The sequence below is a fragment of the Pseudomonas edaphica genome, assembly GCF_965277385.1.
GTDB lineage: Bacteria > Pseudomonadota > Gammaproteobacteria > Pseudomonadales > Pseudomonadaceae > Aquipseudomonas > Aquipseudomonas edaphica.
The window spans coordinates 1772570-1796536 of sequence record NZ_OZ255725.1 but is presented as its reverse complement, the minus strand read 5'-3'; the positions used below and the strand labels follow the sequence as shown (position 1 = coordinate 1796536).

The 23967-nt window shown below is 60.7% G+C and carries 23 protein-coding genes; 8 read left to right on the top strand and 15 right to left on the bottom strand.

The window, feature by feature from the left end; translation table 11 throughout:
• Positions 1 to 34: 34 nt before the first annotated feature.
• From ispF to rpoS, 6 genes are all read left to right on the top strand, one after another.
• Positions 35 to 508 (top strand): 2-C-methyl-D-erythritol 2,4-cyclodiphosphate synthase, encoded by a 474-nt coding sequence (ispF, locus tag ACQY47_RS08115; RefSeq protein ID WP_012722614.1) that lies wholly within the window; start codon positions 35 to 37, stop codon positions 506 to 508.
• Positions 505 to 1563, top strand: coding sequence for a tRNA pseudouridine(13) synthase TruD (gene truD, locus ACQY47_RS08110; RefSeq protein ID WP_017137162.1), 1059 nt, complete (start codon positions 505 to 507; stop codon positions 1561 to 1563). The genes ispF and truD overlap by 4 nt, the downstream gene beginning before the upstream one ends.
• On the top strand, positions 1551 to 2300 hold the full coding sequence (surE, locus tag ACQY47_RS08105; protein ID WP_017137163.1) for a 5'/3'-nucleotidase SurE: 750 nt from the start codon (positions 1551 to 1553) through the stop codon (positions 2298 to 2300). The genes truD and surE overlap by 13 nt, the downstream gene beginning before the upstream one ends.
• 41 nt (positions 2301 to 2341) lie before the next feature.
• Positions 2342 to 2977 carry a protein-L-isoaspartate(D-aspartate) O-methyltransferase gene (locus tag ACQY47_RS08100; protein WP_169850588.1) on the top strand — a complete coding sequence of 212 codons (636 nt, stop codon included), beginning with the start codon at positions 2342 to 2344 and terminating at the stop codon, positions 2975 to 2977.
• 209 nt (positions 2978 to 3186) lie between these two features.
• Positions 3187 to 4029 (top strand): peptidoglycan DD-metalloendopeptidase family protein, encoded by an 843-nt coding sequence (locus tag ACQY47_RS08095; RefSeq protein ID WP_017137164.1) that lies wholly within the window; start codon positions 3187 to 3189, stop codon positions 4027 to 4029.
• 106 nt (positions 4030 to 4135) lie between these two features.
• Positions 4136 to 5146, top strand: coding sequence for an RNA polymerase sigma factor RpoS (rpoS, locus tag ACQY47_RS08090; RefSeq protein ID WP_017137165.1), 1011 nt, complete (start codon positions 4136 to 4138; stop codon positions 5144 to 5146).
• 235 nt (positions 5147 to 5381) lie between these two features.
• Here rpoS and ACQY47_RS08085 read toward each other — a convergent pair whose 3' ends face one another.
• The gene (locus tag ACQY47_RS08085; RefSeq protein WP_002554837.1) at positions 5382 to 5591 is read right to left on the bottom strand and encodes a cold-shock protein; all 210 of its coding nucleotides are present in this window, start codon (positions 5589 to 5591) and stop codon (positions 5382 to 5384) included.
• Positions 5592 to 5980: 389 nt separating this feature from the next.
• Here ACQY47_RS08085 and dcd point away from each other — a divergent pair, with 389 nt between their 5' ends.
• Both dcd and ACQY47_RS08075 read left to right on the top strand, forming a co-directional pair.
• Complete coding sequence (dcd, locus tag ACQY47_RS08080; RefSeq protein ID WP_017137166.1) at positions 5981 to 6547, top strand: dCTP deaminase; 567 nt, start codon at positions 5981 to 5983, stop codon at positions 6545 to 6547.
• Between the two features lie 107 nt (positions 6548 to 6654).
• On the top strand, positions 6655 to 6855 hold the full coding sequence (locus ACQY47_RS08075; RefSeq protein WP_017137167.1) for a hypothetical protein: 201 nt from the start codon (positions 6655 to 6657) through the stop codon (positions 6853 to 6855).
• Positions 6856 to 6880: 25 nt separating this feature from the next.
• Here the strand turns inward: ACQY47_RS08075 and pdeM are convergent, their stop codons facing one another.
• The 14 genes from pdeM to ACQY47_RS08005 form a co-directional block, all read right to left on the bottom strand.
• Positions 6881 to 7531 carry a ligase-associated DNA damage response endonuclease PdeM gene (gene pdeM / locus ACQY47_RS08070; protein WP_428556847.1) on the bottom strand — a complete coding sequence of 217 codons (651 nt, stop codon included), beginning with the start codon at positions 7529 to 7531 and terminating at the stop codon, positions 6881 to 6883.
• On the bottom strand, positions 7531 to 10011 hold the full coding sequence (locus tag ACQY47_RS08065) for a ligase-associated DNA damage response DEXH box helicase (RefSeq protein WP_428556845.1): 2481 nt from the start codon (positions 10009 to 10011) through the stop codon (positions 7531 to 7533). The genes pdeM and ACQY47_RS08065 overlap by 1 nt, the downstream gene beginning before the upstream one ends.
• A 57-nt stretch (positions 10012 to 10068) precedes the next feature.
• The gene (locus tag ACQY47_RS08060) at positions 10069 to 10833 is read right to left on the bottom strand and encodes an ABC transporter ATP-binding protein (RefSeq protein WP_017137170.1); all 765 of its coding nucleotides are present in this window, start codon (positions 10831 to 10833) and stop codon (positions 10069 to 10071) included.
• 13 nt (positions 10834 to 10846) lie between these two features.
• Positions 10847 to 11965 (bottom strand): succinylglutamate desuccinylase/aspartoacylase family protein, encoded by a 1119-nt coding sequence (locus tag ACQY47_RS08055; RefSeq protein WP_428556842.1) that lies wholly within the window; start codon positions 11963 to 11965, stop codon positions 10847 to 10849.
• A 9-nt stretch (positions 11966 to 11974) separates the two neighbouring features.
• Entirely contained in the window at positions 11975 to 12685 is a 711-nt protein-coding gene (locus ACQY47_RS08050; RefSeq protein WP_017137171.1) for an ABC transporter permease, read from the bottom strand.
• The gene (locus tag ACQY47_RS08045) at positions 12682 to 13410 is read right to left on the bottom strand and encodes an ABC transporter permease (RefSeq protein ID WP_017137172.1); all 729 of its coding nucleotides are present in this window, start codon (positions 13408 to 13410) and stop codon (positions 12682 to 12684) included. Before ACQY47_RS08045 ends, ACQY47_RS08050 begins: the two co-directional genes overlap by 4 nt.
• 60 nt (positions 13411 to 13470) lie before the next feature.
• Complete coding sequence (locus ACQY47_RS08040) at positions 13471 to 14250, bottom strand: transporter substrate-binding domain-containing protein (protein ID WP_017137173.1); 780 nt, start codon at positions 14248 to 14250, stop codon at positions 13471 to 13473.
• Positions 14251 to 14578: 328 nt separating this feature from the next.
• Positions 14579 to 16213, bottom strand: coding sequence for an ATP-dependent DNA ligase (locus ACQY47_RS08035; protein ID WP_428556839.1), 1635 nt, complete (start codon positions 16211 to 16213; stop codon positions 14579 to 14581).
• Entirely contained in the window at positions 16210 to 17214 is a 1005-nt protein-coding gene (locus ACQY47_RS08030) for a ligase-associated DNA damage response exonuclease (protein ID WP_428556837.1), read from the bottom strand. The genes ACQY47_RS08035 and ACQY47_RS08030 overlap by 4 nt, the downstream gene beginning before the upstream one ends.
• Before the next feature lie 199 nt (positions 17215 to 17413).
• Positions 17414 to 19855 (bottom strand): penicillin acylase family protein, encoded by a 2442-nt coding sequence (locus tag ACQY47_RS08025; RefSeq protein ID WP_428556836.1) that lies wholly within the window; start codon positions 19853 to 19855, stop codon positions 17414 to 17416.
• Between the two features lie 205 nt (positions 19856 to 20060).
• Positions 20061 to 20705 carry a glutathione binding-like protein gene (locus ACQY47_RS08020; protein ID WP_170036474.1) on the bottom strand — a complete coding sequence of 215 codons (645 nt, stop codon included), beginning with the start codon at positions 20703 to 20705 and terminating at the stop codon, positions 20061 to 20063.
• Positions 20706 to 20798: 93 nt separating this feature from the next.
• Positions 20799 to 21584, bottom strand: a complete 786-nt coding sequence (locus ACQY47_RS08015; RefSeq protein WP_138453526.1) for an ABC transporter ATP-binding protein — start codon at positions 21582 to 21584, stop codon at positions 20799 to 20801.
• On the bottom strand, positions 21581 to 22639 hold the full coding sequence (locus ACQY47_RS08010) for a FecCD family ABC transporter permease (RefSeq protein ID WP_428556833.1): 1059 nt from the start codon (positions 22637 to 22639) through the stop codon (positions 21581 to 21583). Before ACQY47_RS08010 ends, ACQY47_RS08015 begins: the two co-directional genes overlap by 4 nt.
• 189 nt (positions 22640 to 22828) lie before the next feature.
• Positions 22829 to 23944, bottom strand: coding sequence for an ABC transporter substrate-binding protein (locus ACQY47_RS08005; RefSeq protein WP_428556831.1), 1116 nt, complete (start codon positions 23942 to 23944; stop codon positions 22829 to 22831).
• Positions 23945 to 23967 lie beyond the last annotated feature (23 nt).

The following is a 23967-nucleotide window of genomic DNA, read 5'->3' as shown; positions in this document are numbered from 1 at the left end:
AATCACGCCCTGAATTAAATCGGGGCGTTTTTTTATGCGTATTGGCCACGGCTACGATGTGCACCGTTTCGCTGAAGGCGATTTCATCACCTTGGGCGGCGTGCGCATTGCACACCACCATGGGTTGCTGGCTCATTCCGACGGCGACGTTGTGCTGCATGCCTTGAGTGATGCCTTGCTCGGCGCGGCTGCGTTGGGCGATATCGGCAAGCACTTTCCAGACACCGACCCGACCTTCAAGGGCGCGGACAGCCGTGTCTTGCTGCGCCACGTGGTCGGTTTGATCCATGCCAAGGGCTGGAAGGTCGGCAACGTCGACAACACCATCGTGGCCCAGGCACCGAAAATGGCACCCCACATCGAATCGATGCGCGCGCTGATTGCCGCCGACCTGCAAATTGAATTGGATCAAGTCAACGTGAAAGCCACCACCACCGAAAAGCTCGGGTTTACCGGCCGGGAAGAAGGCATCGCGGTGCACTCCGTCGCCTTGTTGCTGCGCGCATGAATGATCTGCAATTGCTGGGCCCGCGTGCCTATGGCGAGGCTCTGGGCCGCGCGGTTTTGAAAGCGACGGCTGAAGATTTCCAGGTCGACGAAGTGCTGGACATTCCCCTGAGCGGCGACGGTGAGCACCTGTGGCTGTGGGTAGAAAAGCGCGGCCTGAATACCGAAGAGGCTGCGCGCCGTATCGCCAAGGCTGCTGGCGTGCCCTTGCGCACCGTCAGCTATGCCGGGCTCAAGGACCGTCAGGCGTTGACCCGTCAGTGGTTCAGCGTGCAACTGCCGGGCAAGGCCGACCCGGACATGAGCGGGGCCGAAAACGACACCCTCAAGATCCTCAAAATGGGCCGCCACAAGCGCAAGCTGCAACGCGGCGCGCATTCGGCCAACGGGTTTACCCTGCGCCTGACGCAATTGGCCGGCGATACCGCCGCCATCGACGCACGCTTGCAACTGATCGCCCAGCACGGCATCCCGAACTACTTCGGTGCCCAGCGTTTCGGGCATAACGGCGGCAACGTGGTGGATGCCCGTGAGTGGGCGGCACGCAAGGCGTTGCCCGAGCAGCGCAATGTGCGTTCGCGGCTGCTGTCGACCGCGCGCAGCTTTCTGTTTAACAAAGTGTTGGCGGCGCGGGTCGCGGACGGCTCCTGGCAACGTGCCCAGGTCGGTGACCTGCTGGCGTTTACCGACAGTCGCAGTTTTTTTCCGGCGGGTGAGGCTGAATGCAGCGACCCGCGCCTGGCGATTCTGGATCTGCACCCCACCGGCCCACAGTGGGGCGAGGGTGATTCACCGGCTGGCGGCGCGACCCACACGCTTGAGCAAACCATTGCCGCGAGCGAGCCAGAGCTGCGCGATTGGCTGGTGAACGCCGGCATGAGCCAGGAACGTCGCATTCTGCGACTGCCCATTGGCGGGTTGACGTGGCATTATCCCGGTCCTGACATTCTGCAATTGGAATTCGTCCTGCCGGCCGGATGCTTCGCCACTGTGTTGGTGCGCGAGCTTGTTGATCTGGTGCCGGTGGGGCCGACGGACAACCCATGCGTATTCTGATATCAAACGATGACGGTGCCACCGCACCCGGTCTTGCCGCGCTTTATGCTGCGCTGCAGGATTACGCCGAGTGTGTGGTGGTTGCCCCGGACCAGGACAAGAGCGGCGCCAGCAGTTCGCTGACGCTCGACCGTCCGCTGCACCCGCAGGTTCTGGCCAATGGCTTTATCAGCGTGAACGGCACCCCCACCGACTGCGTGCACCTGGCAATCAACAGCTTGTTGGACCAGGAGCCGGATCTGGTGGTGTCGGGCATCAACCTGGGCGCCAACCTGGGCGATGACGTGCTGTATTCCGGCACCGTGGCGGCGGCCCTTGAAGGGCGTTTCCTGGGGCGCACCTCATTCGCTTTTTCGTTTGCCTCACGGCAACTGGATAACCTGGCGACGGCGGCGTATTTCGCCCGCAAGCTGGTGGAGGCTCACGGCTCGCTGGACTTGCCACCGCGCACGGTGCTCAACGTTAATATCCCCAATTTGCCCCTCGACCATATCCGCGGCATCCAGCTGACGCGCCTGGGCCATCGCGCTCGTGCGGCAGCACCGTTGAAGGTGGTCGACCCGCGTGGCAAGGAAGGTTACTGGATTGCCGCCGCCGGCGATGCCGAAGACGGCGGCCCCGGCACCGACTTTCATGCGGTGATGCAAGGTTATGTTTCGATTACCCCGTTGCAGCTCGATCGCACCTTCAGTGATGCCTTCAGTAGTCTGGATGGCTGGCTTGAGGGGTTGCGTTAATGGCGCGTGAACAAGACGACCTGTTGCGTCGTGGTATCGGGATGACCTCCCAGCGTACCCGCGAGCGTTTGATCCAGCGTCTGTATGAAGAAGGCCTGTCCAACGCCCAGGTGCTGGAAGTCATCCGGCGCACGCCTCGGCATCTGTTCGTGGATGAGGCGCTGGCGCATCGTGCCTATGAAGACACTGCGTTGCCAATCGGCCATAACCAGACCATCTCGCAACCTTATATGGTCGCGCGCATGAGTGAACTGCTGCTGGCGGCGGGGCCGTTGGACAAGGTGCTGGAGATCGGCACCGGTTCGGGTTACCAGACCGCCGTGCTCTCGCAGCTGGTGGAACGGGTGTTCTCGGTGGAGCGCATCAAGGTCCTGCAGGACCGCGCCAAGGAGCGCCTGGTGGAGCTCAACCTGCGCAACGTGGTGTTCCGTTGGGGCGACGGTTGGGAAGGCTGGCCGGCGCTGGCGCCGTATAACGGCATTATCGTCACGGCGGTCGCCACCGATGTGCCCCAGGCGTTGCTCGATCAGCTCGCCCCTGGCGGGCGCTTGGTCATCCCGGTGGGCTCTGGCGAAGTGCAACAATTGATGCTCATTATTCGCGAGGACGAAGGCTTTTCCCGGCATGTACTGGGTGCTGTGCGCTTCGTTCCGCTGCTCAATGGCCCGCTGGCCTGATCATTTCTTTGCAAACAGTGAATTCTGTTGATGGGGATGTGTCTTACGGCGGGGCTTATTGAGTCAACATGATTGGAAGCCGGGTTTAAACGCGATGAATTTTTCGTTTCAGTCGTGTACCGGTAAAAAGCCAATGCCCAGTTATACTTGCGACATATTTCAAGCCTGATACAGGCATTCATGTTCGGCCAGCACAAAGGGAGCGGCGGGTGAGTCTCACAGGTCTAGCGCAGCGTATGAGTAAAACAAGTTTTCAGCGACTGGTGCTTGGCCTTGTCTTGAGTTCCTTATTGGTGGGTTGCTCAAGCTCTCCGTCCAGTGGCGCTCGGGTTGTCGACCGAAACGGTGCCAGCGCCGTGCCGCAAAAACCGACAGTCACCACCGGGCAATATGTAGTGCGAAAGGGGGACACGATGTTCTCAATCGCCTTCCGTTACGGCTGGGATTACAAGGCGCTCGCAGCTCGTAACAATATTCCTGTGCCGTATACGATACATCCCGGGCAAACCATCCGTTTCGATGGGCGTACCGGTTCGGCGTCTACGGCAGTTGTGACAAAGTCCGGATCTTCGGCCTCGTCCTCAAGCAAAACCACAATCATCACCAGGCCTGCAGGCACCGCTGCGCCTACGGTTGCGAGCAAGCCGGCAGCCACGCCGTTGCCACCTGCCGGGCCGGCGCCGACCGGTTGGGGATGGCCTTCAAACGGGGTGCTGATTGGAAAATTCTCTTCAAACGGTAGTTTGAATAAAGGCATTGATATCGCCGGGGATTTGGGACAGCCTGTTTTAGCTGCGTCTGATGGGACAGTGGTTTACGCCGGGAGTGGTTTACGGGGCTACGGCGAGCTGGTCATCATCAAACACAGCGATACCTACGTCAGTGCCTACGGTCATAACCGCAGGCTGTTGGTTCGGGAGGGGCAGCAGGTCAAAGTCGGACAGACAATTGCCGAAATGGGGTCAACTGGTACAGACCGGGTGAAACTGCACTTTGAGATTCGCCGTCAAGGGAAGCCTGTAGATCCGCTGCAATTCCTACCCCGTCGTTGATGTGTTGCACAGCCTGTTCCCTCACGTAGAAGGAACAGGCTCCAGCGTTGCCAAGGATAAAGGCGTCGCTTGAGCTTGAGGTCGAACTCACCAAAGGACTATAACAATGGCTCTCAGTAAAGAAGCGCCGGAGTTTGACATCGACGATGAGGTTCTCCTTGAAATGGAGATCCTCACCGAAAAGGAATCGATGTCGAATGATGAAGGAGCTGCTAAACCTTCAGTTCGCACCAAATCCAAAAACGCCACCGCGTTAAAGCAGCACAAGTACATTGACTACACGCGGGCGCTCGACGCTACGCAGTTGTACCTCAATGAAATTGGCTTTTCCCCTTTGCTGACTCCCGAAGAAGAAGTCCATTTTGCGCGCTTGTCGCAAAAGGGCGATCCGGCTGGGCGCAAGCGCATGATTGAAAGTAACTTGCGGCTGGTGGTGAAAATCGCCCGACGCTACGTCAATCGTGGCCTGTCGCTGTTGGACCTGATCGAGGAGGGCAACCTGGGCTTGATCCGGGCAGTGGAGAAGTTCGACCCTGAGCGGGGCTTCCGCTTCTCTACCTATGCCACCTGGTGGATTCGCCAGACCATCGAACGGGCGATCATGAATCAGACCCGTACGATCCGGTTGCCGATCCATGTGGTCAAGGAGCTCAACGTCTACCTGCGGGCGGCACGTGAGCTGACACAAAAACTCGATCATGAACCCTCGCCTGAAGAAATCGCCAACCTGCTGGAAAAGCCAGTGGGCGAGGTTAAACGCATGCTCGGCTTGAACGAGCGCGTGTCTTCGGTCGATGTCTCGCTGGGTCCGGATTCGGATAAAACCCTGCTGGACACCCTGACAGATGATCGCCCGACAGATCCTTGTGAGCTGTTGCAGGACGATGATCTTTCCCAAAGCATTGACCAGTGGCTGTCCGAACTCACGGACAAGCAGCGCGAGGTGGTGATTCGCCGCTTCGGCTTGCGCGGCCATGAGAGCAGCACCCTGGAGGATGTAGGCCTGGAGATCGGCTTGACCCGTGAGCGGGTGCGGCAGATTCAGGTGGAGGGCCTCAAGCGCTTGCGTGAGATCCTCGAGAAGAACGGCTTGTCGAGTGAGTCGTTGTTCCAATAAAGACGCAGTACAAAGTGTGGGAGCGGGCTTGTGTGGGAGCTGGCTTGCCTGCGATAGCATCACCTCGGTGTACCTGATACACCGAGGTGTCAGTATCGCAGGCAAGCCAGCTCCCACATAAAGCTCGCTCCCACATTTTTTTGTGCCTGGTATTACCTGGGGGCCGGGACTAAATCCCAGGCATAAAAAAACCCCGCTTTTAAGGGCGGGGTTTTTTCGACTAAGTCAGTACAAGTTAGATAACTTGAACTTCTTCAGCTTGCATGCCTTTCTGACCGCGGGTAGCGATGAAAGAAACCTGTTGGCCTTCTTTCAGGCTTTTGAAGCCGTCGGATTGGATAGCTTTGAAGTGAACGAACAGGTCGTCACCGGATTGTGGAGTGATGAAGCCGAAGCCTTTTTCATCGTTGAACCACTTAACGGTACCAGTTTGGCGATTAGACATGGTGTATCTCCTTGGACAAAGTTAACTGCGACTCAGGAAAAGCCCTGGCCGAGACTGAGTGCAAAGAGCAGGAAAAATTCTTGGAGATGGTTGGATCGAAATTCAACATATCGTGTAGAGATTCTCAGTGACACAAGCAGCACAGTGGCGCCACCTTAACCCTTTTTCCGGGACGTGCCAATGGTATTTCCGAAGGTTTCTCTATTTTCGTGACTGGCGGTGGTATTTACAGTCACCTGGCACTGTAATGTGGGGCCCGGCCCCGCTGGCTGCCGCTTATAGACGGCTGCACATTCATCAACAAATGCCCTGCGCCCTTTGAACCCCAGGGCCAGCCCCGGTAAGATGCCCAACAGAATTTTTCCACCTCGCTATTCAGGACACCCGCCATGAGCATCAAATCGGACAAGTGGATTCGCCGCATGGCGCAAGAACACGGCATGATCGAACCTTTCGTTGAACGCCAGATCCGTGGCGAAGGCGCGGCTCCCGTGATTTCCTACGGTGTTTCCAGCTACGGCTACGACGTACGCTGTGCCGATGAATTCAAGGTGTTCACCAACATCAACTCGGCGATCGTCGATCCGAAAAACTTCGACGAAAAGAGCTTCGTCGACGTTAAAAGCGACGTGTGCATCATTCCGCCAAACTCCTTTGCCCTGGCGCGCACCGTGGAATTCTTCCGTATTCCACGTGACGTGTTGACCATCTGCCTGGGTAAAAGCACCTACGCGCGCTGCGGCATCATCGTTAACGTGACGCCGCTTGAGCCGGAGTGGGAAGGCCACGTGACCCTGGAGTTCTCCAACACCACCACCTTGCCGGCAAAGATCTACGCCAACGAAGGCGTGGCGCAGATGCTGTTCCTGCAGTCCGACGAAGCCTGTGAAGTGTCCTATAAAGACCGCGCCGGCAAGTATCAGGGCCAGCGTGGCGTTACTCTCCCACGCGCTTGATCGAAAGGTCTTACACGCAAAGGGAATTAGTCTGCGTGAAGTGACTCTATTGGGTGTACTGCCTCGGTGCGTGCAAAACGCGCCGAGCCACGCTTGAGGAGTACTTTATGAAGATCGACCCGCGAATCAGCGCCGAACTCGCCCGGCTTGAACCCAACCAGATTGGTGTTCTGGCCTGGTCCCTGATGGCCGACCCAGCGTATGCGGGTGGCATCCCTGGCCAACCTGACGAAGATTGGCCGCAGCAGCCCACCGAGCCCGGTGAGCCAGTCCTTCCCGATGAGCCGCCTCCCGCGCCTGTCGCCTGACTTATCAAAAGACATGGCTGGCGCTTCAGCACACCGGCCATACGTCTTGATCGCCGATCACAAATACTCGCCGATCGTCGCTTTTCTCTACGGAGTAACCGCCGGTAAAAGCTCCGAACGCCGGCAGCAAGCTGATCTTCGAGCCGATCTGGAAGCACGGCAAACGCAAACTCTGCCGACCTTTGCCGCGCAACCGGTACACAGGATGCACATGCCCGGCCAGCACATGCTGGCTGGGGTGGGCATCCGGCTCATGCTGCAATGCAAACGGCCCCATCAATAGCGGCTCGGCCACCACTTCAATCCTCAAGTCGGCAGGCGGGTCGCCAGCGCGTTTATCGTGATTGCCGCGAATCAAGGTCAGGTTCAGTGCGTGATTGCGCTCGCGCCAGGTTCTCAAGGCGCTCAGGGTGCCGCTGGCGTGCGAACCCGGGCCGTGCAGGAAGTCACCGAGAAAGATCACCTGCGTGCACGGCAGGGCCGATAACAGGCGGTCCAGGCGCTGCAGGTTGTCGGTAGTGGTGCCCTGCGGCACCGGTTGCCCGAGGCTGCGATACGCCGAGGCCTTGCCAAAATGCGCATCGGCGATCAGCAGGCACTGGCGGGCGGGCCAGTAAATCGCCTTTTCCGCCAGCAGCCACAACTCCTCACCCTCAAGCGTCAGCAAATAATGCATCAACGTTTCCCGGTATCCGCGACTTTTTCCAGGTCCTTGACCATGCGTGCAATACGCTCGGACAGCTTCTCCGAACTCATGCTCTCGCGCATTCGCTCAACCAGCAGTGGAAAAGCCAGCGGCGTCGGCCGTTCGATCATGTGCAGGTCGAGTTTCAGCGCCGACAAATGACGCAATGTCTCTTCCAACCGACGAATATCCAACTCATCACGCAGGACTTCTTCTCCGGCCTGGGTCAGCAAAAGGTTCTCTGGGTCGTATTGTTTGAACACCTCAAAGAACAAGCCGCTGGAAGCCTGCACCTGCCGTGTGCTTTTCGGCGCGCCAGGGTAACCGGCAAACACCAGCCCGGCGATGCGGGCGATTTCGCGAAAGCGGCGCAGCGCCAGCTCACCGGCATTCAAGCTGGCCGCCACGTCCAACAGTAAGTTCGTTGGGCTCAGCAACGCTTGATTCAACACAACCGGCCAGTCCACCGGCGTAGCGCTCAATAGTTCCAGCCCGTAATCATTCACCGCAATCGAAAAGGTCACCGGCTGGCCTTGGCTGACCCGCCACGCCAGCAGGCTCGCCAGCCCCAGATGCACCTGGCGACCGGCGAACGGGTAGAGAAACAGGTGCCAGCCTTCCCGCGACTTCAGGGCTTCCGCCAGCAAGTACGCACGTGTCGGCAGGCCAGACCAGCGCAACTGGGTTTGTAACAGGGGTTGCACTGCCCGCATCTCCGGGCCATCGAAGTGCCCGTGGGCGGCTGCATCAAAGCGCTCGACCACCGCCTGCGCCAATTCATTGGATAGCGGCATGCGCCCGCCATTCCAGCGCGGCACGGCCGCCTTTTTCGCGGTGCTGCGCCGTACATACGCGGTCATGTTTTCCACACGCACCAACTCCAGCAAACGCCCTGCAAACAAAAAACCGTCGCCAGGCTTGAGCCGGGCGATAAAACCTTCCTCGACACTGCCCAGATTCTTGCCGCCGCCGCCCTTGCTCCAGAATTTCAACTGGATACTCGCATCGCTGACGATAGTGCCCACGCTCATGCGATGACGCCGCGCCAGGCGTGCATCCGGCACGCGCCACACGCCATGCTCATCGGGCTCCACTCGGCGGTAATCCGGATAGGCCGTCAACGACAGGCCGCCATGGCGCACAAACCCCAGCGCCCAGGCCCAGTCGGCGTCAGTCAGGTCACGATAAGCCCAGGCATCACGCACCTCCGCCAACAGCGCATCCGGGGTAAAACCACCGCCCAGGGCCATGCTCACCAAGTGTTGTACGAGCACATCCAATGGCTTGTAGGGCGATTCGCGAGCTTCGATGCGCCGCTGCGCTATCGCGTCCTGGGCGGCGGCGGCTTCCACCAGTTCCAGGCTATGGGTTGGCACCAACGTCACCCGTGATGGCCTGCCTGGCGCATGACCAGAGCGGCCGGCGCGCTGCATCAGGCGCGCCACGCCTTTGGCCGAGCCGATTTGCAGCACGCGCTCCACTGGCAGGAAATCCACACCCAGGTCCAGGCTCGAGGTACACACCACGGCCTTGAGCTGGCCGTCTTTCAGGGCCCGCTCCACCCAGTCGCGTGTTTCACGCGACAGCGAGCCATGGTGCAGGGCAATCACGCCGGCCCAATCCGGACGCGCCTCCAGCAACGCCTGGTACCAGATCTCCGACTGTGCCCGCGTATTGGTAAACACCAGGCAACTGCTGCTGGCCTCCACTTCGGCCACCACCTGCGGGAGCATCTTCAAGCCGATATGCCCAGCCCAGGGAAATCGCTCGGTGGTCGGCGGTAACAAGGTGTCGACCTTCAGTTCTTTAGCCGTTTGGCCCTGCACATTGATCCCGCCGCCTTGTGGGACCAGAACCTCAAGGGCGTGGGACTGATTGCCCAAGGTCGCGGAAATCCCCCACACCATCAAATCCGGATGCCAGCGCCGCAAGCGCGCCAACGCCAGTTGCAGTTGCACGCCACGCTTGTTGCCGATCAGTTCGTGCCACTCATCCACGATCACCATGCGCAGGTGCGCCAGGCTGGTCTCACTGTCGGCACGCGCGAGCATCAATGTCAGGCTTTCCGGGGTGGTCACCAGCGCGGTGGGCTGACGCCGGGTTTGGCGCGCGCGTTCGCTGCTGCTGGTGTCGCCGGTACGCAGGCCGACACTCCATGGAATCTCCAGTGCCGCCAGTGGCGCCTCCAGGGCGCGCGCCGTGTCGGCGGCCAAAGCTCGCATGGGCGTGATCCACAACACCGTCAGTGGCTCAGCGGGCGCTTTGCGTTTACCGGTGGCGGGCGGGCGAGTGACGGCGAAGCGGTTGAGGGCGGCAAACCACAGCGCATAGGTTTTACCCGCGCCGGTGCTGGCGTGCAGCAGGCCTGATTGGCCGTCTTTAACCGCCGCCCACACGGCTTTTTGAAAGGCGAACGGCTTCCAGCCCTTGGTGGCAAACCATGTTTTGGCGAAATCGAGGGGTTTTGCCATTCGGCAGCTGACGCTCTGGAGGCTCTATGTCAGAGACCCTCCAGGCGTCGCAAAGGTTTACTTCAAGTTACCGCTCAGAAATTGCTGCAGGCGCTCGCTCTTCGGGTTGCCCAACACATCTTCGGGCGTGCCTTGCTCTTCCACCAGGCCCTTGTGCAGGAACAGCACCTGGTTCGACACCTTGCGCGCAAAGCTCATCTCGTGGGTGACCATGATCATGGTGCGGCCTTCCTCGGCCAGGCCCTGGATCACTTTCAACACTTCGCCGACCAGTTCGGGGTCGAGGGCCGAGGTGGGTTCGTCAAACAGCATCACCTCCGGCTCCATGGCCAGGGCGCGGGCGATGGCCACCCGTTGCTGTTGGCCACCAGAAAGGAACGCCGGGTATTGATCGGCCACGCGTGCCGGCAGCCCGACCTTATCCAGGTAGCGACGGGCACGGTCTTCGGCGTCCTTCTTGCTGCAACCCAGTACCCGGCGCGGTGCCATGGTGATGTTTTCCAGCACGCTCATATGGCTCCACAGGTTGAAGTGCTGGAACACCATCGCCAGCCGCGTACGCAGGCGTTGCAATTCGGCGTCGTCGGCCACGCGCATGCCATGGCGATCGCTGACCATGCGGATCTGCTGACCATCTAGGGTCATGGCGCCGTCGTTGGGCGTTTCCAGAAAGTTGATGCAGCGCAAAAAGGTGCTTTTGCCCGAGCCGCTGGCGCCGATCAGGCTGATCACATCACCGGTGTTGGCCTTGAGCGAGACACCTTTGAGCACTTCATTGTCGCCATAGCTTTTATGCAGGCCTTCAACGGTCAATTTGTACATGGGGCGTGCATCCTCAAGGCGAAAGTAGGTAGCCGCTGCGGTAGGCTTGCGTGCCTGCAACATGGCTGATCACCATGCCGGCAGTGGCCATGCGCCGCAGCGAACGGGCGTAAAGCAGGCCGGCATGTTTGCAGTGCACAGGCGTTACGCGGTCAGTAATGGGGTCGATGATTTCGGCGATCAGTTGCCCGGCTTCCAGGTATTCACCGGGCAGGGCGCTGAACACCAGCAAGCCGCCGACCGGCGTGGCCACCGGTTCCACGCCCGCCAGCGGCGTGGCCGGGTAGGGCAGCTCGGGCAGGGGCGCCGCGTCACCTTTAATGGCACCGAAGTGAGTCAGGTAATCGATGATCGCCTGGCAATCCAGCGCCGCCAGGCCGTGGTTGACGTCGCCCTGGCCGCGCAGTTCGACGGTCACCGAAAAACTGCCCATTGGGATCGGGAAGCGCTCGCCGAAGCGTTGCTGTAACTGCCACCACACCAGCGTGAAGCACTCGTCGAACGACTGCCCGCCGGAGTCGGTCGCCAGCAAGTTGGCTTCCGAGCCGATATAGCGCGCCAGCGGCTCCACCTGCGGCCAGGCCTCGGGCGTGGTGTACAGGTGCGCCACGGCTTCGAAGTCGCAATGCAGGTCCAACACCATGTCGGCATCGCAGGCCAGGCGTTGCAACACCAGGCGTTGGGATTGCAGCTGGGTAGCAGGCGTTTGCGCCGCAAGGGCCAGGCTCAGGGCGTCGCGAATAAGCTCGACGTTGTGCGTGGGGTCGTCGCCCAGCAGGTCTTCGACCTGATTGCCGACCTCCTCACTGAGGTCGACAAACAGGCGATTGAAATTTTGCCCGCTTTCCAGCTCGTAGCGGCCCAACGGAATGTCCATCAACACCTGCTCAAGTCCCACCGGATTGGCGATGGGCACCAGCACGATCTCACTGCGCAGGCGCCCAGCCGCCGCCAGCTCCGCCAGGCGCAGCTTCAGGTGCCAGGCCACCAGCATGCCCGGCAGCTCATCGGCATGCAGTGATGACTGGATATAGATCTTGCCTTCAGCCTGTTCCGGGCCGAAGTGGAAACTGTGAACCTGCCGCGCCGTGCCCGGCACCGGCGCGATCAGTTCATGCACCTGATGACGCATGACGACTCCTTAGTGGCTCGGCCCGAGAAAGGCCAGCCAGCGACGTTCCGCCAGACGAAACAGCCCGACCAGCGCGAAGGTCACGGTCAGGTAGATCAGCGCGGCGATGCCGAATGATTGAAAGGTCATGTAGGTGGCCGAGTTGGCATCCCGCGCCACCTTGAGAATGTCCGGCACCGTCGCGGTAAACGCCACCGTGGTCGAGTGCAGCATCAGGATCACTTCGTTGCTGTAGTAGGGCAGCGAGCGGCGTAGGGCCGAGGGCATGATCACATAGGCATACAGCTTCCAACCGCTCAGGCCGTAAGCCTTGGCCGCTTCGACTTCGCCATGAGCCATGCTGCGGATCGCGCCGGCGAAAATTTCCGTGGTGTATGCGCAGGTGTTGAGGGCGAAGGCCAGAATGGTGCAGTTCATCGCATCGCGAAAGAACGCATCCAGCACCGGTTGCGCGCGCACGGCGGCGATGCTGTAGATGCCGGTGTAGCAAATCAACAGTTGGATATACAGCGGCGTGCCACGAAACAGGTAGGTGTAGAACTGCACCGGCCAGCGTATGGAGCGTTTGCGCGAAACGCGGGCGATGGACAGCGGAATCGAGACCAGAAAGCCGATCACCAGCGCCGCGCTGAGCAGCCACATGGTCATCGCCAGCCCGGTGATGTGCTGACCGTCGCTATAAAGGAAAGGCCGCCAGTATTGCTGGATAAGTTCGATCATCGCACGGCCTCCCGGGACCCAGCGGAGTAGCGGCGCTCAAGCCAGCGCAGGACGACGTTGGATGCACTGGTGATCAGCAGGTAGATCAGCGCCGCGATGACCAGAAAATAGAACAGCTGATAAGTACTCTTGCCCGCATCCTGCGCGGCCTTGACCAGGTCCGCCAGACCGATGATCGACACCAGCGCGGTGGCCTTGAGCATCACCATCCAGTTGTTGCCGATGCCCGGCAAGGCAAAACGCATCATCTGCGGGAAGGTCACGAAGCGAAACCGCTGCCCTCGCGTGAGCCCGTAGGCGGTCGCCGCTTCCAGCTGGCCACGCGGCACGGCGAGGATCGCGCCGCGAAAGGTCTCGGTGAAATAGGCGCCATAGATGAAGCCCAGGGTGATGACCCCGGCGCTGAATGGGTCGATCTCGATGTAGTCCCATTCCATAAAGTCGGTAAAGCCGGTCAGCCAGATTTGCAGGCTGTAGAAAATCAGCAGCATCAGCACCAGGTCGGGCACGCCGCGAATCAAGGTGGTGTAGAGCTGGGCGGGGATGCGGATCAGGCTGACGCTGGACAGTTTGGCGCTGGCGCCGAGCAGGCCCAGCAGGACGCTGACGGCCAGGGAGGCGACCGACAGTTTCACGGTCATCCACGTACCTTGCAGCAACAGCGGGCCGAACCCCTTCAAGCTGAAGGCACCCAGCCCCAGGGTTTGCAAAAGATCTTCAAACATGAATTCAGGACCTAATGGCGATAAAAAAGCGCCCACCGCAAACCGGTGGGTGCCGGGGTGTTATTTACCGCTGTAGAGGTTCAGGTCGCCGAAGTGTTTCTTCTGGATGGTGGCGTAGGTGCCATCATCGTGTAACGCTTTGATACCTTTATCGAGCAAGGCCTTGAGGTCTTTGTTACCTTTTTTGATACCGACCGCAGTTTTGGATGGCAGCAGTGGGTCATCGATGGCCTTGCTGACTTCGTAGTCAGCGCCGGCTGGCGACTTCAAAAAGCCCAGTTCGGCTTGCAGCATGTCCTGTACGGAAGCATCCAGGCGGCCTGAGGTCAGGTCGGCGTAGACCTGGTCCTGGTTGGCGTAGGCCTTGGTGGTCACACCGGCTTTGTCCAGCACGGCCTTGGCGTAGGCTTCCTGGATGGTGCCTTGCTCGTAGCCCACGGATTTGCCCTTGAGGGACTCAGGCGTGGAGAAGTTCGCGCCCTTTTTGAACACCAGGGACGTCGGGCCGGAGAACAGCTCGCTGGAGAAATCGATCGCCTTTTCACGGGCTTCGGTCACGGTCATCGAGGAAATCACGCCGTCGAACTTGTTGGCGTTGAGGCCTGGAATCATGCCGTCGAAGTCGCTTTCAACCCACTTGCACTTCACTTTCAGCTCGGCACAGATCGCATTGCCCAGGTCGATATCGAAGCCTACCAGGCTGCCGTCGGCGGCCTTGGACTCGAATGGCGCGTAGGAAGGATCGACACCAAAACGCAATTCCTTGTATTCCTTGGCCAGCGCGGTACCAGCAGCCATGCACAGAGCCAGTGCAGAAAGGGTCAGCAATGCTTTTTTCATTATGTAATCCCTGGAAACCAAGATAAGCGCTTGTGGCGCGGTTAGGACTGTTACTGAACGGTGTCAGACGGATCACAAGTAGCAATTTCTGCACCATAGTTCCGAATGAGTGTTTTAAAAGGTGGGATAAGGGAGATGTGAGTGTAGGAGATGCCCGAAAATGGGCATGGAAAATTCAGCGCACCATTTTGAAGCAAATTAAATTCAAAATGTTGGAGCGGGCTTGCCCGCGATAGCGGTGTGTCTGCCCAATCTCTCTAAGCTGACCCACCGCCATCGCGGGCAAGCCCGGCTCCCACAGGGTTTTGCAGTGTTTGGGGGGAAGGGGTCAGGTCAACAAATCCTGCAACGTGCCGAGGTTGTCGGCTTCTTCCACTGTCTTATCCTGCCGCCACCGCAACATCCTGGGAAACCGTACGGCAATCCCGCTCTTGTGGCGTTTGGACAAGGCAATCCCCTCAAACCCCAGCTCAAACACCATGCTCGGCGTCACGCTGCTGACCGGGCCGAATTTTTCCACCGTGGTCTTGCGCACGATGGCGTCGACCTTGCGCATTTCTTCGTCAGTCAGCCCTGAATAAGCCTTGGCGAATGGCACCAGCGTGCGTTCAGTGCCGGGCGGGCCGTCCCACACTGCAAAGGTGTAGTCGCTGTACAGACTGGCGCGGCGGCCATGGCCGCGCTGGGCGTAAATCAGTACGGCATCGACACTGAACGGGTCGACTTTCCACTTCCACCACACGCCCATGTCCTTGGTGCGGCCCACGCCGTACAGGCCATCGCGGGCTTTTAGCATCATGCCTTCCACGCCGAGGCGGCGAGAGTCTTCGCGTTGCTCAGCCAGGTCCTTCCAGCTCTTGCCCGTCAGCAAGGGCGATGGCAACAGCACGGGCTGGTTGCACTGCGCAATCACTTGCTCAAGCTGGACGCGGCGCTTGGCCTGGGTGTGGTTGCGCCAATCGTCGCCCTGATGCTCCAGCAGGTCATAGGCCAGGACCGCGACCGGCGCATCCTCCAGGACCTTTTTGCTCAAGGTTTTGCGGCCGATGCGCTGTTGCAACAGCGCGAAGGGTTGCACCGCGTCTTTCCACACGACAATTTCGCCATCGATCACCGTGCCATCCGGCAGGCCGCTGACCAGGCTGTGCAGTTCGGGGAAGCGCTCGGTGACCAGCTCTTCCCCGCGCGACCAGACCCACAGGCGACCGTCGCGCTTGACCAGTTGCGCGCGAATGCCGTCCCACTTCCATTCCACCTGCCAGTCGGCGGGTGCGCCGAGCAAGGCGTCGAACTGCTCCACCGGTTGCGCCAGCCCATGGGCCAGAAAAAACGGATACGGCTGACCGCCGCGTTGCGCATGCTCGTCGGCCGATTCGGCGGCGATCAGCTTGAGGTAGCCTTCGGCCGTAGGCCGGTTGGACAAATCGGTGTAGCCCACCAAGCGTTGTGCCACACGTTTGCTGTCCAGGTCGGCCATGGCGGCGAGGGCGCGGGTGACCAGCAGTTTGGACACGCCGACACGAAAACTGCCGGTGATCAATTTGATGCACACCATCAGGCTCGGCTGATCGAGCTGCGCCCATAACGCCGGCAGGCGTTCGGCCAATTCCAGCGGCGGCAGGCCACGCAGGGGCAGCAGCTTTTCCTCCAGCCACACTGCCAGCCCGTCTTCCGAGGTATAGGAGGATTCGGGCAACAACAGGGAAATGGTCTCGGCCAGGTCGCCTACCGACTGGTAACTTTCTTCGAATAACCAAGGTTCTATGCCCGATGCTGCGGTGGCCATGTCGCGCAGCAGACGGGTCGGCACCAATTGCCGAGGTCGGCCGCCGGAGAGGAAATACACCGCCCAGGCCGCATCTTTGGGTGGCGCCTGGCGGAAGTAGGCTTGCAGCGCGGCCAGCTTGGCGTTGCTGGAGGTGGTGGCGTCGAGGTTGGCGTACAGCTCGGCGAAGGCTTTCATGCCGTGGCCTCTTCTTCGTCATCGCCGTATTCGGTGGTGAAACCTTGGGCATCCAGGCCTTTTTCCCGCAAGTGGCGCACCAATACGCCGACAGAGCCATGGGTGACCATCACCCGTTCGGCGCCGGTCTGTTCGATGGCCCACAGCAGTCCGGGCCAATCGGCGTGGTCCGAGAGCACAAAGCCTCGGTCCACACCGCGCCGCCGTCGCGTGCCACGCAGGCGCATCCAGCCGCTGGCGAAAGCGTCGCTGTAGTCGCCGAAGCGCTTGATCCAACTGCTGCCACCGGCGGACGGCGGCGCAATGATCAGTGCCTGACGCAGCAATGGGTCAGTCTTTTTGAAGTCCCCGGCATATAAGGTTTCGGGGATATAGATGCCGGCCTCGCGGTACACGCGGTTCAGCGGTTCCACCGCGCCATGGCTGAGAATCGGGCCGATGCTGGCGTCGATGCCATGCAGGATGCGCTGGGCTTTGCCAAAGGAATAACAAAACAACACGCTGGCTTTGCCGACCGCGATATTGGCCTGCCACCAGTCATTGATCCCGGCAAAAATCTGCGCCTGGGGTTGCCAGCGGTAAATCGGCAGGCCGAAGGTGGATTCAGTAATAAAGGTGTGGCAACGCACCGGCTCAAAGGGCGCACAGGTGCCATCGGGTTCGACTTTGTAGTCGCCGGAGGCTACCCAGACTTCGCCCAGGTATTCCAGGCGCACCTGCGCGGAACCGAGCACATGCCCGGCGGGATGGAAACTCAGGGTGACGCCGTGGTGTATGAGTTTTTCGCCGTAGGCCAGGGTTTGCAGGTTGATGTCCTGGCCCAGTCGCGAACGCAGGATGCCTTCGCCGGGAGCGGCGGCCAGGTAATGCTGGTTGCCGGTGCGGGCGTGGTCCCCATGGGCGTGGGTGATGACGGCGCGGTCCACCGGGCGCCATGGGTCGATGTAGAAATCTCCCGCAGTACAATAGAGGCCTTCGGGGCGGGCGATGACAAGGTCCATGGGCGTGCCGGGGCAGTGGGCTTATCAGGTATGAGGGGAGCGAGACTTGAGAAGTTCTATCTAAATGCAGGCGATCAAATGTGGGAGCTGGCTTGCCTGCGATTGCGGTGTGTCAGTCGATTAATTAGTGACTGACACACTGTTATCGCAGGCAAGCCAGCTCCCACATTTTTATCCGGTTCCCTCAGCGGGAACCGGGTTACTTGCCGGGTGTGAGGGTCAAGCGGGTTTTCCCGTACACCTTGTCAAAGTTCTGCGGCTGCATCGGGAAGCTCAGGTATTGCGCCTTGAGCGACGCATCGATGCCGTTCGCATAACTCGGGCTGGCCGGGTTGCCGGATTGGCCGATGCCACCTTGACCCATCATCGGTTCGATTTGGCTGAAGTCGACGATCATGCGCAGCGCCGGCACTTGGGTGGTGACAAAATCCTGCCCCCAGCTGTACGGCGCCGGGTTCAGGGTGTTGTGGTCGCCGCCACTGGCAAACGGCCCGCGGATCACCTGGCCATTGGTGTTTTTCCAGGTGGTGGTGTGCAGTTTGCCCCACTGCCAGGCCTTGTGATCGCCACCCAATTGGCTGTCGCCAGCGGTGATGGCGGCGGCAAGGCTGCGGGCGAGGATCGCCGGTTTGTCTTCTTTTTGCGCGGTGCGCACGTCGTCCCAGAAGGGGCTGTCTTCGCGGCCCAGCAGGTGGTCGGCGTTGGCGGAATAGGACAGGTTGGCGTTGCTGACAAAGGCTTTCCAGCTGGCGCTGGTTTCCGGGCCGAGTTCGTCGAGGAAGATCTGCTTGGTGCTTTCCTGCAGGAACAACTCATAGATCGCCGCGTCTGCGGAGGTCGGTGCCAGGCGGCCATCAAACGCCATCAAGCGACTGAGCGCTTCGCGTGCCTTCACAGCTTCGGCTGCCGGCAGCGCATCGATTGCCTGTTTCAGTGGCTGGGCCATACCCGGCGCCTGGAACATGGTCTTGAGCTTGGCGGCAAACGTGGTGGTCTGGTCGTACTGCATGGCGATCATGCTGCGGCTGTCATGCTTGCCGGCGTTGGCCAGTTGTGCCAGGCGCTCGCTGCGCTCCGGGGCGTCCCAGGAATTGGACAACTGCATGCCATAACCGCGTGGCGCGGTGCGCTGGTTGGCCGTGCCGATCCAGCCTTGGGCCGGGTCCTGATCGTAAGGGTGCAGCATCGCGTCGGCGTAGCCGTCCCAGTCAAAGCGCGCGTCCCAGCCCGGCGAGGGCAGCAGGCCTTCGCCTTCGCGACGGTTGGGGAAGCGGCCAGTGACTTGCCAGCCAATGCTGCTCGCGTCGGCAAAGATCATGTTGAGGGCGATGGCGCGGATTTCCCGGGTTGCGTCCGAGGCCTTGCCGGCGCTTTGGGCGCGGGACAGGTCGAAGAATGCGTCCAGGCTCTTGTCGTCCTTGAGGTCGGCGGTTTGCAGGGCCAGGCCGAATCCGGTGGTGAGTGCCTGGCTGCTGTTGAGCAGGGCGCCGTGGCGGGTTTCGTACACCACTTCGCGAATCGGCCGCTGGCCCTTGGCGAAGTAGGTTTCGTTGCGCACGACGGCCGGTAGCCATTTGCCGTTGTTCTCGTAGTACAACGCGCTGCCTTGGCGTTTGACCTTCTCCAGGAACAGGTCCTGGGTGTCGCCTTTTACCGCGCTCATGCTCCACGCCACTTTGCCGTTGAAGCCGGACAGCAGGGTCGGCAAACCGGCAATCGAGACGCCGACCGCCTGGTATTTCGGGGCACGGATCTGCACGTAGTTCCACGGCGATGGCGCTTGTGGCTGGGCCGCCAGGTCGCTGGCCAACAGGCTTTTGCCACTGCGGCTGCGTTGCGGGCCGATGGCCCAGTTGTTAGAGGTGGTGACGGCCAGTGCGTTGAGGCTGTTCAACTGCTGGCCGACGCTTTCAAGCCCTGCAAGGCCGGTGATCTGGCTGAGGTTCACGCCCTTGAGCTTGTCGGCTTCGTCCATCGGGATCGGCTCGTCCGGCGCACTCGGCGTCAGCCAGGCGAGCTTGTCGGCCCCGACTTTCTGCGCCAGCACCAGCGACGAGAGTTCTTCCTGCAGGTTGCTCGACTCGCTGAAATTCAGCAGGCAGAACAGCAGCGCCGAATCTTCCGGCTTCCAGTACTCGGGCTTGTAGCCGGTCTGGGCCAGGTCCGGCGGCAGCTTGTCGCGGTAGCGGAACAGGTAGGCGTTGACGCCACGGGCATACACTTCAAAGAAGCGCTTGAGGCGCGGCGACGAAGCGTTATACAGCTCGCCGGCGCTTTTTTTCAGGTTGACCGCGCGCATGAAACGGTCGACATCCAGCACTTGCGGGCCGGACATCTCCGCCAGGCGGCCCTGGGCCAACAGGCGCAAAGTGACCATCTGCGTGATGCGGTCGCTGGCATGTACATAACCGAGGCTGAACAGCGCGTCATGGAAGGTGTTGCTTTCGATCAACGGCATGCCCTGGGCATTGCGGCGCACTGACACATTCTGTGCCAGGCCCTTGATCGGTTGCACACCGGCCACCGGCGGCAGGGTGTCCTGGGTGCTCTGGAGCTGGCAACCGGCCAGGCTTAAAGCACTGGCCACTGCCGCGGCAACGCCGAACCGGGGGATAAAGTGTGAGAGGGCTGGCGAGGCCATGGCAAAGCTCCTGCGGGGGTAGCGTCATTAAAGGCGCTACGTTAGTGAGCGCGGCGAAACGACGCAAGCAGGAGTTTGGGTTAAGCGTGAGATCTTGAGACCGGTAGAGAACAATGTGGGAGCTGGCTTGCCTGCGATGCTGACGCCTCGGTGTGTCAGTTACACCGAGGTGATGCTATCGCAGGCAAGCCAGCTCCCACATAGATCAGGATTTTGGCGGATTCACTTTCTGCACCAGTTCATACGCCCGCACCGTCGCCGGCCGTTCCTTAATGCTGTTGAACCAGCGCTGCACGTGCGGGAAGTCCTCCAGACGCTGGCTCTGCCACTTGTGGGAAACGATCCACGGGTAGATCGCCATGTCGGCGATGCTGTAGTCCTCACCCGCCACGAACGCGCGGTCCGCCAGGCGTCGGTCCAACACGCCGTACAGGCGCGCGGTTTCGTCCACATAGCGCTTGATCGCGTAAGGAATCTTTTCCGGTGCGAATTGGCTGAAGTGATGATTCTGACCCGCCATCGGCCCCAGCCCGCCCATTTGCCAGAACAGCCATTGCAGCGCTTCCTGGCGGCCGCGCAGGTCTTTTGGAATGAATTGGCCGGTTTTTTCCGCGAGGTACAGCAAGATCGCGCCGGATTCGAACAGCGAAATCGGCGCGCCGCCGTCGGTCGGGCTGTGATCGACGATGGCCGGGATGCGGTTGTTGGGAGCGATCTTCAGGAAGTCCGGCTTGAACTGCTCGCCCTGGCCAATGTTGATCGGGTGCACCGTGTAGGGCAAACCGGCTTCTTCCAGGAACAGCGATACTTTGTGACCGTTGGGGGTGGTCCAGTAGTACAGGTCGATCATGAAGCTCTCCAAATGAGCGAATGCCTGTCTCTATAGGTGATGATCAAGGGGCAATAATTCAATCAAACATTTGCGTCTAACCTTAGAAGCCAATCACACCGCCCCATCGACCAACACCTGCAATGACTGCTGCGAGCACCGCTCAATGCGCACCTGTACGCCATAGACCTCGGCAAACAACGCCGGGTCGAGCACCTCATCCGCCACGCCGCTGGCGTACAACCTGCCCTGGCGCAGCACGGCAATATGGTCGGCGAAGCGTGCAGCCAGGTTGATATCGTGCAGCACCACCACGGCGATCAAATTGTGTTCGCGCACCAGCGTGCGCACGCAGCCCATGACTTTTAATTGGTAATTAAGGTCGAGCGCGCTGGTGGGTTCGTCTAGCAGCATCACTTGCGGGCGACGCGCAATCAACTGGGCGAGGCCGACCAATTGGCGCTGGCCGCCGGACAACGTGCTCAGCAGTTGATCGGCCAAATGCGCGATGCCGATACGCTGCAACGCTTCGAAGGCTTCGCCCAGGCAGGCCTCGCTGGACAATGGAATGCCGGCCACATTGGCCACACGTAGCGCGGCGATCACGCTTTCCATCACGCTGAGGCTCAGGCCCGGCGGCAGGTTTTGCGGCATGTAAGTCACGCGGCGCGCACGCTCGGCCACCGACATGGCTGACAGGTCGAGGTCACCCAGCCTTACTACGCCTTGCATCTTTTCCAGCCCGGCAATGGCCCGCAGCAGCGTGGATTTACCCGCGCCATTAGGGCCGATCAAGGCGGTGAGGCTGCCGTGGGGCAGGGTCGGCAAGCTCAGCTCATGCACAATCTGCCGACGCCCGTAGCTGACCGTGGCGTTGTGTACCGATAACCCCGCACTCATAACTGCCTCCCGCGCTTGAACACCAACACCACAAAAATCGGTACGCCCACCAAGGCGGTGACAATGCCCACCGGCACAATCACGCCGGGCATGATCAGTTTGCTGGCAATCGACGACAGCGCCAGCAGCAAGGCGCCGGTCAACGCACTGGCGGGCAGGAGGAAACGCTGGTCTTCACCCACGAGAATCCGCGCGATATGCGGCCCTACCAAGCCGATAAAGCCGATGGTGCCTACAAACGCCACGGCGGTGGCCGACAGCAGGCTGATGCGCAACAACGAGAAAAACCGCAGGCGCTTCACGTCCACGCCAAAGCTTTGTGCGCGGTCCTCGCCCATGCGCAGCAGGGTCAGGCGCGGCGCGGCGGCGAAGGAAAACGGCAGCACCACGGCAACGACAAAGGCGAGGATGCCGAGCTTGTCCCAGTTGGCGCGGGTCACGCTGCCCAAGGTCCAGAACACCAATTGTTGCAGCACGTCTTCGGTGGCCACCAGTTGCAGCAAAGCCACCACGGCGTTGCAACTGAACACCAGTGCGATGCCGAACAGCACCAGGCTTTCCACGCCCGCACCGCGCAGGCGTGACATGGCTTGCAGCAAAAACACCGAGGCGGCGGCAAAGATAAACGCCGAGATGGAAATCGCGGTGTTGGCCGACACCCACAGCGTGGTCACCGGAAACACGATGACCAGCGAGGCGCCCAAGGCCGCCGCCGACGACACGCCCAACGTAAACGGGCTGGCCAGCGGGTTATTGAGGATCGCCTGCATCTCGGCCCCGGCCAGAGACAGCGCGCAACCCACCAGCACCGCCATCAGCGCGTAGGGCAGGCGCACGTTCCAGATGATCACCTGGTCGGTGGTGCTCAGGTGCGACGGATGCAGGATGCCGTCGAGCAACGCCAGCAGGCCCATGCCCGACGGGCCGCTGGCCAGGTCCACCAGAATGGCGCAGACCAGCGCGATGCCGAGCAGCGCCAGCAGCCAGGCACGCCGGGCCAGCAAACGGCGATAGCCGTGAGTGGCGCTGGCAAGGTCGAGGGTTTGAGTGGTCATGGGGGCTCACACAATGTTGAAAACAACGAAAATCCACATGTGGGAGCTGGCTTGCCTGCGATAGCGGTGTGCCAGTCGATTAATTCAGTGACTGACACACCGCTATCGCAGGCAAGCCAGCTCCCACACTGACTGCATTCCTGCATTCCTGCATTCCTGCATTCCTGCATTTGTGCATGGCGATTGGGGTTACTTGGTTCTGGCGTCAATCCAATAAGCACCCTGCAACGGCATCCCCAAAAACTGCTGGTTGATCTGTTCCATAGTCGCTTGCGGGTCGAGCTTGGTGAACAGTTCCGGGTGTACCCATTTGGCCAATACTTCAATCGCCAGCAGGTTGTACGGCGAGTTGTAGAAATCGTGCCACAGGCCGTGGGCATTGCCTTCGCGGATGGCACGGAGGCTGGCGAACTCCGGCCGCGCCAATACCCGATCAAACGCCTCACGGGCTTCATCGGTGCTCACGCCAGCGCCGAGAATCAGCCCAGGCTTGTGGTTGCCGGTGGCCACGTACACATCCGGGTCGGCCTTGAGCGCGTATTCAACGCTGATATCCCCCAGCGCACCCGGCACCACCTCGGCGGCGATATTGCGCCCGCCGACCAGCTTGATCACTTCACCCATGCCGCTTTTGCCGGTGGTGTGCCCCGGCGCCTGCCAGGCACCGGCCAGTAATTCGAGGAACACACTCGGGCGCGGGCCGGCAGGCAAGGTGGCAACGGCGTCGGTGATGGCCTTGATGTGCTGGTCATAGAAACCCAGAAACGCCTTGGCCTGGGCTTCACGGCCCAAGGCCTGGCCCAGCGCGTTCATGCTGGTGTGGGTGCCTTGCACCGGGTTGATGCGAAAGTCGACGAACAACACCGGGATGCCGGCTTTGGCCAGCACGTCTGCCACCGCGCTGTGTTCGGTCGGGCCGTGGCCGGAAATGCTGAACACCGCCAGATCCGGTTTCAGCGAGAGAATCTCCTCAGCACTGACACTCTGCTCCGACGCTTGCCCGATCAACGGGATGTCTTTCACCGTAGGAAACTTCGCCACATAGGCGTTGTAAGTGTGCTGGTCCAGCAGCTTCAAATCGTTCTGCCAGCCGACGATGCGCTGGAACGGCGCGTCCTTGTCGAGCAAGGCAAACGCCGAAATCAAGCGGCCTTCGCCCAGCACCACACGTTTGACGTGGTCTTTGACCTCGACCTTGCGGCCCAACACGTCGGTGACTTCATGGGCAGCGGCAGTTTCGGCGTGGCCGAGGACCAGCGCGGCGCACAGCACGCCGAGCTTAAGCACGTTACGAGGTTTGAACATGGAAAGGACTCCGGGTGAGGGGC